Here is a 551-nt window from a genome sequence, read left to right on the forward strand (position 1 = left end):
CGACGCTATACCGAGACATATAGTCTGCCCTTTGAACTGCCGAAGAACCACTACGCTTTCCTGTTTGTGGAGCTGATGGAGCAGCACATCCGCGACCTGCAGCGTGTGCAGGAATATGCCGACCTGCTGCACGTCAGCCGGGTGACGCTTAACCAGAGCGTCATGGCGCAATATGGTGTTCCAGCCACCGTCCTGCTGAAGCAACGCCTGCTGGCCGAAATCAAGAACGGACTGTTGTTCAGCCACAAGACGGTCAGCGAGATTGCCTACGACTTCCACTTCTCAGAGCCTTCACATCTGATGCGGTTCTTCAAGAAAGCCACAGGCAAGACGTGTACACAATTCCAGCAAGAATACGAGAATGGAACGTTTGAATAACTCTTTTAGGTAAATTTCAATTTATGAAAGAATGGCTCAGGCGTACCGAAGGATGAGCGCAAAGGGTTAAAGTGGATTAACAAAGCTACCTTCCAAGGCTATCAGCCAGCTATCGACTATTGTAAGGAACACGGATATAAGTGGTATTAAACTATCGAATGATGAAACTGAAG

1 protein-coding gene is annotated in these 551 nt (G+C 48.6%); it reads left to right on the forward strand.

Annotated elements, in window-relative coordinates; translation table 11 throughout:
• Positions 1–378, forward strand: a 378-nt coding sequence (locus FOY53_RS22805) for a helix-turn-helix domain-containing protein (RefSeq protein ID WP_146592553.1), incomplete at its 5' end; no start/stop codon positions are given.
• Positions 379–551 lie beyond the last annotated feature (173 nt).

Origin of the sequence: Puniceibacterium confluentis, from assembly GCF_007923445.1 — a bacterium.
GTDB classification, from domain to species: Bacteria; Pseudomonadota; Alphaproteobacteria; order Rhodobacterales; family Rhodobacteraceae; genus Puniceibacterium; species Puniceibacterium confluentis.